The sequence below is a fragment of the Streptomyces sp. NRRL S-1022 genome (assembly GCF_000720135.1).
Taxonomy (GTDB): Bacteria; Actinomycetota; Actinomycetes; order Streptomycetales; family Streptomycetaceae; genus Streptomyces.
This window is the reverse complement of sequence record NZ_JOIU01000034.1, coordinates 67,565-76,107: the sequence shown is the minus strand read 5'-3', so window position 1 is coordinate 76,107 and position 8,543 is coordinate 67,565. Positions and strand designations below refer to the sequence as shown.

The following is an 8,543-nucleotide window of genomic DNA, read 5'->3' as shown; positions in this document are numbered from 1 at the left end:
CGCCCCGCCCGGCCCCCCGGCGTCCGTCCCCCGCCTCCTCCAGCACCACGTGCGCGTTGATCCCCCCGAACCCGAACGCGTTCACCGCGGCCCGGCGGACCCGGTGGGGGCCGTCGGTCTCCCAGGGCCGGGCCCGCTCCAGGGTGCGGAAGCGGGTGGCGGCGAGGGCGGGGTGGGGATCGTCGCAGTGGAGGGTGGGCAGGAGGGTGCGGTGGTGGAGCGCGAGCGCGGCCTTGACCAGGCCGGCCACGCCCGCCGCCGGCATGGTGTGGCCGATCATCGACTTCACCGAGCCGAGCACCGGCCGGCCCGCGTCCCCGGCGCCGGCCGCGGCCGGCCCGAACACCTCGGCGAGCGTGGTGAGTTCGGCGGTATCGCCGGCCGGTGTGGCGGTGCCGTGCGCCTCCAGCAGGCCGATCGAGTCCGGTGCGGCGGGGTCGAGTCCGGCGGCCCGCCAGGCCTGGCGCACGGCGCGGGTCTGGCCGCCCGGGTCCGGGGTGACGAGCCCCGCCGTACGGCCGTCGCCGGCCACGCCGGTGCCGCGGATCACGGCGTACACGCGGTCGCCGGCGCGTTCGGCGTCGGCGAGCCGTTTCAGTACGACGACTCCGGTGCCCTCGCCGATGAGGATCCCGTCGGCGTCGCGGTGGAACGGGCGGATGCGTTCCGTCGGGGAGAGGGCGCGCAGCTGGGAGAAGACGCTCCACAGGGTGATGTCGTGGCAGTGGTGCACTCCCCCGGCCAGCATCAGGTCGCAGCGGCCGGTGGTGAGCGCGGTGACCGCCTGGTCGACGGCGACCAGCGAGGAGGCGCAGGCCGCGTCGACGGTGTAGGCGGGGCCGCGCAGGTCGAGGCGGTTGGCGATGCGGGAGGCGGCGAGATTGGGCACCAAGCCGATCGCCGCGTCGGGGCTGTCGGGGCCGAGCCGTTCGGTGAACGCGGCCCGGATCCGGTCGAGCTGGCCGGCCGGCAGGTCGGGGAGCAGCTCGCTCAGCGTCCGGGTGAGCTGGTGGGCGGTGCGGACCCGCTGGTCCAGCCGGGCGAGGCCGGGGGTGAGATAGCCGCCGCGGCCGAGGACGACCCCGATCCGGTGCCGGTCGGGCAGCCGTTCGGTGCCGCCGGCGTCGGCGAGCGCGGCGGCGGCCACGTCGAGGGCGATCAGCTGGTCGGGCTCGGTGCCGGCGACCGACGCGGGCATAATGCCGTACCGGGTGACCTCGACCTCGGGCGGGCCGGTCACGAATCCGCCGCGCCGGCAGTACACCTGGCCGGCGACGGCGGGTCCGGTGGCCGCGCCGGGCCGGTAGTAGTCGGCGTCCCAGCGGTCGGCGGGGACCTCGGTGATGGCGTCGGCACCGTCCCGCAGATTGCGCCAGTAGGCGCCCAGGTCGCGGGCACCGGGCAGCAGCACCGCCATCCCGACCACGGCGACGGCGGCTTGGGGTTCCGTCATGTCACCAGCCCGACGCGGTGTAGACGACGGCACGGGCCGCCGGGTCTCCCCAGGCGAGTTCGCGCAGCAGGGCCGCGGTGCCCTCGTCGGGGTCGATCAGCGCGACCCCGCGCCGGGCGTAGGCGCGGCCGAGTTCCGCGCCCACCATGCCGGGGTGGCCGGCGGCCGGCGCCCAGGGCCCCCAGTGCACGGTCAGTGCCCGGTGGCCGGTGCGGGCGGCCCAGTCGGCGCCGAGCGTCTCCAGGGCGTCGTTCGCGGCGGCGTAGTCGGCCTGGCCCCGGTTGCCGAGGACGGCGGCGATGCTGCCGAACAGCACGGTGAACGCCGGTGCGGCGGGCAGCCCGTCCAGCGCGGCGAACAGCGCGCCGGCCCCGGCGGTCTTCGTGCCGTAGACCCGCTGGAAGGACTCGGGGGTCTTCTCGGCGATCAGCCGGTCCTCGATCACCCCGGCGGCGAAGACGACCCCGTCGAGCCGGCCGTGTTCGGCGTGGATCTCCTTGACGGCCTGGAGGACGGCGTCCCGTTCGCGGAAGTCCACCGGGCGGTAGCGGGCGGGGCTGCCGAGGGCGGTGAGTTCGGCGAGCGTGGTGGCGATCTCCCGCTGGGCGAAGATGAGTTCGGCCGCCCGGTTGATCTCGTCGGGCCTCGGGGCGCCGGGGCCCGCGGCGAGTGCGGCCCGCAGTTCCACGGGGGTGCGGGCGGCGGCGGTGTGCGGGGCCTCGGGTCCGGTGGGTGCGGGGGTGCGGCCCAGCAGCTCGATCCGGCACCGGCAGGCGGTGGCCAGGGTGGCCGCGAACCGGGCGGTGATGCCCCGGGCCCCGCCGGCCAGCAGCACCACGGAGTCCCGGTCGAGCCCGAGCGCGGCGGCCTCGGCGGCGCCGTCCGCGGCGGGTCCCGCACCGGTGCTGCCGAGCGGGCCGAGCGGCACGGGCACCAGGTCCAGGCCCCGGCGGTGCCCCGGGGCGGTGTGCAGCACGACGGGGGCCGGGTCCGGGGCGCGCAGCTCGGCGAGCACCGCCTCGGCGACGGCCGCCGGGCCGGTGTCGTCCACCACCAGCACCCGCGCCAGCAGGTCCGGGTACTCGCGGCCCACGCTGCGGACGAGGCCGTCCAGCCCCGCCGCGCGCAGCGCCCTGGCGCCGTCGGCGGCGCGCACCGCCAGCAGCACGCGGGGGGCGCACGCCAGCGCCGCTTGGAGTACCGGGAAGGCGTCGGGCAGTACCGGGTGGTCCGGGCCGGGCAGCGCGCCCAGGTACAGGACGCCGTGGACCGGGCCGTCGGCCGCGCCCAGGAGGTGGCCGGTGTCGAGGAGTACGGTGCCGGCGCCGGACGCGCCGAGCCCCGCGGCGACCCCGGCCGCCAGGGCTCCGGTGCCGCCGAGCAGGACGAACCGCTTGCCGGACAGGTCGGTGGCGGGGCCGGGGCCGGGCAGCGGGACCGGCCGCAGCTCGAAGCGCCGGGGGGCGACACCGACGGCCGCCGCCGGCTCCGGTTCCGGCTCCGGCTCCGGCTCCGGTTCGGCATCGGGTGCGTGACCGGCCCCGGTGGCCGCTGCCGTCCGTGCGGTCAGCCATGCCGTGACGGCCGCCGCGGTGCGTGCCCTGGCCAGCTCCTCCAGTTCGCTGTCGTCCAGGAGTTCCGCGCCGCCCGTGATGCCCAGGCGCCGGGCGAGTTCCCCGGCGATCTCGGCCCGCTTGATCGAGTCGATGCTGAGGTCGGCCTCCAGATCCAGGTCGGGCTCGATCATGTCGACGGGGTAGCCGGTGCGTTCGCTGATGATCTCCCGTACGACCCGTTCGACGTCGTCCGGCGCTGCGGGCTCGGGACCACCGGCCGGCCCCACCGGGACGGCCGGCTGCCGGACGGCCTCCACCGGTTCCGGGACGGCCGGCTGCCGGACGGCCTGCACCGGTCCCGGGGCCGGTGCGGGCGGCACCGGCCGGGCGGGCGCGGGTGCCGTGGCACCGAAGTAGGTGAGCAGCACGTCCCGCTGTGCGGCGATCATCTCCCGGCTGGTGCGCAGGAATTCGGAGATCAGCGCGTCCCGGTCGGCGGGGGCGCCGTTCGGCTGGTCGGTCGTCACAGTCGTCTCCACGACGCGTCGGGCCGGCGCGAGGGCACCGGGCAGGAGGGCTCCGTCGGCCGTGCGGACGAGGTGTCCGTCGACCGTCCAGCCGGGCCGCTTCGGCGCCGGGGTGCGCAGCGCGTCGACGGCGTCGCGGCCCTGCAGGAGCCAGGCGGCGCGCACCGGCTGCCCGGCGACGGCGAGCCGGGCGAGGGCGTCAAGCCACCCGGCCAGGCCGCTGTCGGCCCGGGGCTCGCAGGCGACCGTGCGGTGCGGGCGGTCGCCGAGGATCTGGCCGACGAGCCGGGTGAGGACCGTACCCGGGCCCGCCTCCACGAAGATCCGCGCGCCCGCCTCGTACATCGCCTCGATCTGCGCGGCGAAGGCCACCGGGGCGCCGATCTGGGCGGCGAGTCCGGCGCGCACGGCGTCGGGGTCCGGCGGGTACGGCGTGGCGGTGCGGTTGGCCCAGACGGGGAACTCGGGGGCGCGGACCGGCTTGTCCGCGAGCACCTTGGCGAACCGCTCCCCCGCGCCCGCCACCAGCGGGCTGTGGAAGGCGCAGGCCACCGGGATGCGGCGGGCGCCCAGACCGGTGGCGCGCAGCGCGCGTACGGCGGTGTCGACGTCCGCCGTGGGCCCGGAGATCACCGTCTGCTCGGGCGAGTTGACGTTGGCGACGACGACCGACCCGGGGGCCCCGGCCGTGCGCAGGGCGCGGACGACGGTGTCGGCGGGGGCGCCCACGGCGGCCATGGTGCCGGGCTCGTCGCCGGCCGCCGCCAGGATCGCTCCGGCCCGCTCGGCGCTCAGCTCCAGCAGGGTCTCCGGGTCGAGGGCGCCGGCCGCGGCGAGGGCGGCCAGCTCGCCGTAGCTGTGCCCGGCGGCGAGGTCGGGGTGGACACCGGCCGAGGTGAGGAAGGCGTGGGCGGCGAGAGCGGTGATGCCGAGGGCGGGCTGTGCCGTCCGGGTGTCGGTGAGCGCAGCCCTCCGGCGGTCACGGGCGGTGTCGTCGAAGGCGGCCGGCGGGTGGAGCCGGTCGGCGTGGGCGCGGCCGAGGTGCAGGTAGTGCCGCAGGTCGGGCAGGGCGACCAGCAGTTCGGCGAGCATGCCGGTGCGCTGGCTGCCCTGGCCGGGGAAGAGGAAGGCGACCTGGCCGGCCGCCGGGTCCGCGAGGTGGGTCCCCGCGCCCGGGTCCCCGGACAGCACGCGCCGCAGGTGCGCGGCCAGTTCCCCGGTGTCGCGGGCCACGAACGCCGCCTGGACCGGCTCCTGGGAGGTGTCGGCACGGACGGCCGCGGCGAGGGCGAGGTCGCGCAGCCGCCAGGGGCTGCCGGCGGCCTCGGCGGCCCGCAGGAGCTCCTCGGCGTCCCGGCGGGCCGCCGCCCCGTCCCGGCCGCGCAGGAGGAACAGTTCGGCGGGCCAGGCGTCCAGGGCCTGCCGGGGTGGCGGGGCGTCCGGGTACGCGGCCAGTACGGCGTGGAAGTTGGTGCCGCCGAAGCCGAACGCGCTCACTCCGGCGAGGCGTTCGGCGGCCGGTGCGGCCCACGGCCGGGCGCGGGTGTGGAAGACGAACGGGCTGTCGTCCTCGTCCCAGGCCGGGTTGGGCCGCTCCAGGTGCAGGGTGGGCGGCTTGACGCCGGTGTACAGCGCCAGGGTGGCCTTGATCAGTCCGGCGAGTCCGGCGGCGCACTTGGTGTGCCCGATCTGCGACTTGACCGAGCCGAGCGCGCAGCCGCCGGTCGCGGCACCCGCTTCGGCGAAGACCTCGGCGAGCACGCCGAGTTCGGTGCGGTCGCCGACGACGGTCCCGGTGCCGTGCGCCTCCACCAGACCGACCGCGGCGGGTGCGACCCCGGCGTTGCGGTACGCCCGCTGGAGCGCGGCCCGCTGGCCTTCGGGGCGGGGTGCGGTCAGGCCGAGGGAGCGGCCGTCGCTGGCGGAGCCGAGGCCCTTGACCACGCCGTAGATCCGGTCGCCGTCGCGTTCGGCGTCCGCGAGCCGCTTGAGGACCACGCAGGCCACGCCCTCGCCGAGGGCGATGCCGTCCGCGGAGGCGTCGAAGGCGCGGGACCGGCCGGTCGGGGAGAGCGCGTGGACGGAGGAGAACAGGACGTAGTCGTTGATGCCGTTGTGCAGGTCGGCGCCGCCGCACAGCACGAGATCGCTGGTGCCGCAGACGAGTTCCTTGCAGGCGACGTCCAGCGCGGCCAGCGAGGAGGCGCAGGCGGCGTCCACGGTGTAGTTGGCGCCGCCGAGGTCGAGGCGGTTGGCGATCCGGCCGGAGATGACGTTGGCGAGCATGCCGGGGAAGGAGTCCTCGGTGAGCCGGGGCAACTGCTCCTCCAGCCCGTCGGGGACCCTGCCGTGGTAGGACGGGAGGACGGCGCGCAGGGTGACGGCGTTGGACAGGTCGCTGCCGGCCTCGGCGCCGAAGACGACGGAGGTGCGGGAGCGGTCGAACTCCCGGCCCTCGTCGCCGTATCCGGCGTCGTCCAGTGCTCTGCGGGCCGCCTCAAGGGACAGCAGCTGGACGGGTTCGATGCTGCCGAGGGAGGCGGGCGGGATGCCGTAGCGCAGCGCGTCGAAGGGGACGGGTGGCAGGAAGCCGCCCCACCGGGACGCGGTGTGGCCGGCGGTGTGGTGCACCTCGGGGTCCCAGCGGTCGGGCGGGACCTCGGTGACGGCGTCGCGTCCGCCGACGATGTTCGCCCAGAAGGCGGCGAGGTCGGGGGCCTGCGGGAACATGCACGCCATGCCGACGATCGCGATGTCGAGCGGCGGGGGCGGCGGGGGTTCGGGGGTGGTGGTGCGGGGGGCGGGGTGCGCGGCTCGGGCCCGTACGGCCGGCGTGGCCCGGCTGCCCGGTACGGCCTCTGCGGCCTCTGCGGCCTCTGCGGCCTCTGCGGCTGCGGCCCGTGCGGCCCGGTCGGTCAGGAAGTCGGCCGCTCCTTCGGTCACCGCGTGGTGGAGGGCCGCCACGGTGGTGGGTGCCGAGCGCAGGACGGCGACCTGGCCCGCCATGAACAGCCCGTCGGCCAGCTGCCGTTCCTCGCCGACGTGCCGTAACTCGCCGTCCCCGGTGCGGGTCAGGCCCTTGCTCGCCAGGCGCAGCCGGCCGACGTTGAGCCGCTCCAGCTGTTCCCACACCTCCCGGTCGGGCCGGCCCTCGGCCCGTAACGCCGCCTCCCGCTCGCGGTAGTCGCGGGTGAACGGGCTGGGCACGCAGCGGGTCGCGTGCCCGGGCGCGGTCTCCAGCAGGGCGGTCCCGGTGGCAGCGAGGACCTGGCGCTGGAACAGCGGCCGGACCGCCCCGTGGGTGACGGCCTCCCCGGTGAACAGGTAGGCGGTGCCCATGAGGACGCCGACGGCGGCGCCCCGGGCGGTGAGCGGGGCGGCCAGCGCGGCGACCATGGCCGCCGACCGCGCGTCGTGGACACCGCCCGCGAAGAACAGCTCCAGCCGCCGCGCCACCTCCTCCCCGGTCTCCGCCAGGAAGTCCTCCAGGACGGCGAGCTGGGTCTCCCAGAGCGGGAAGGACGCCCGGGGGCCGACGTGCCCGCCGCACTCGGACCCCTCGAACACGAACCTGCGCGCGCCCGCGTCGAGGAACTGGCGCAGCAGCCCCGGCGAGGGCACGTGCAGGAAGGTGCGGATCCCGGCCCGCTCCAGCACCTCGGCCTGGGCGGGCCGGCCGCCCGCGATGACGGCGTGCGTGGGCCGCAGCTCGCGTACGGCGTCCAGCTGGGCGGTGCGGATGTCCTCGGGCGCGAAGCCGAGCACGCCCACACCCCAGGGCCGGCCGTCCAGCACGGCCCGCGCCTCGGTGAGCAGGTCCCGGGTGCGGGGGCCGTCGGCCAGGGCCAGCGCGAGGAAGGGCAGCGCCCCGTCCCGGGCCACGGCGGCGGCGAAGCCGGTCTGGTCGCTGACCCGTGTCATGGGCCCCTGCGCGACCGGCAGCCGGGTGCCGAGCGCCCGGCTCATCGCCGACCCGGGGCGCAGGGCCGTACCCGCCGGTGCGGCCCCGGCCCCGATGACCTCGTGCATCGCCGCCGACAGCTCGCGCACGACCCCGCGCACATCGCGCCGGCGCTCGGCGAACCGGGCGGCGAGGCAGCCGTCCTGGCCTACCGGGAGCAGCCGGCCGTGCGGCTCCCGGGCGCCCAGCAGGGAGGCGACCCCCCGGGGGTCGTCGGCGGCCGGCCGCGGCGCGCCCGGGCCGCGGCGGCGCAGCACCCGGTGCCCGCCGAGCAGTACGGTCTCCGAACCGTCCAGGGACCGCAGCACCGCCCGGACCGCTTCGGGCAGCTCCGATTCGGCGAGCAGGGCCAGTTGGCTGTCGAGGACGACACCGGCCGCGCCGCCGGCCACGGCGGCCGCGGCCGTGCGCGGTCCGATGCCTCCGCAGGCCCAGACCGGCAGGACGGTCGACTCCGGTTCCGCCAGCAGCTGTTGCAGGAGGACGAAGGTGCTCAGCTCACCGACCCGGCCGCCGCTCTCACAGCCCCGGGCGATCAGTCCCCGGGCGCCCGCCCGGGCGGCGGCACGAGCCTGCCCGAGGTCGGTCACCTCCGCCAGGACCCGGCAGTCGGAGGGGAGTTCGGCTGCCGTCCAGGGCGCGTCCGGGGTCAGGACCACGGTGTCGACGGCGCCGCCGAGGTCCGCGGGGGTGAGGACGCAGCGCCCGGTCACCCGCACGCCGAAGGGGCCCGGTGCGGCGCCTCTCAGCCGGGACAGCTGTTCGCGGGATCTTCGGTCGCCGGTGCCCAGGTCCAGGACGCCGAGCGCGCCGGCCGCGGTGGCTGCGGCCGCGAGAGCGGCGTCGGCTTCTCCGAACGGGGTGAGGCACAGGATCAGGTCATGGGCACGCACAGGGGAGGTCATGATGCTCCGGCACGATCGGCGGGGACAGCACGGTGGGGGGTACGCGCGGCGAGACACTCTGGTGCGAGGGCAACGGAAACTAGCGAGGTCCTTACTCGCGGGTCAATAACGGCGCAGGCTTTCCGTGGGCGGGGACGCCGA

The 8,543-nt window shown here is 77.2% G+C and carries 2 protein-coding genes; both read right to left on the bottom strand.

From position 1 onward, the window contains the following. On the bottom strand, positions 1–1,453 hold a 1,453-nt coding region (locus IG05_RS0136255; RefSeq protein WP_030348351.1), incomplete at its 3' end, for a polyketide synthase. Between the two features lies 1 nt (position 1,454). Further along, positions 1,455–8,402: a type I polyketide synthase gene (locus tag IG05_RS0136250; protein WP_030348350.1), complete on the bottom strand. Its 6,948-nt coding sequence runs from the start codon at positions 8,400–8,402 to the stop codon at positions 1,455–1,457. Between the last annotated feature and the right edge of the window lie 141 nt (positions 8,403–8,543).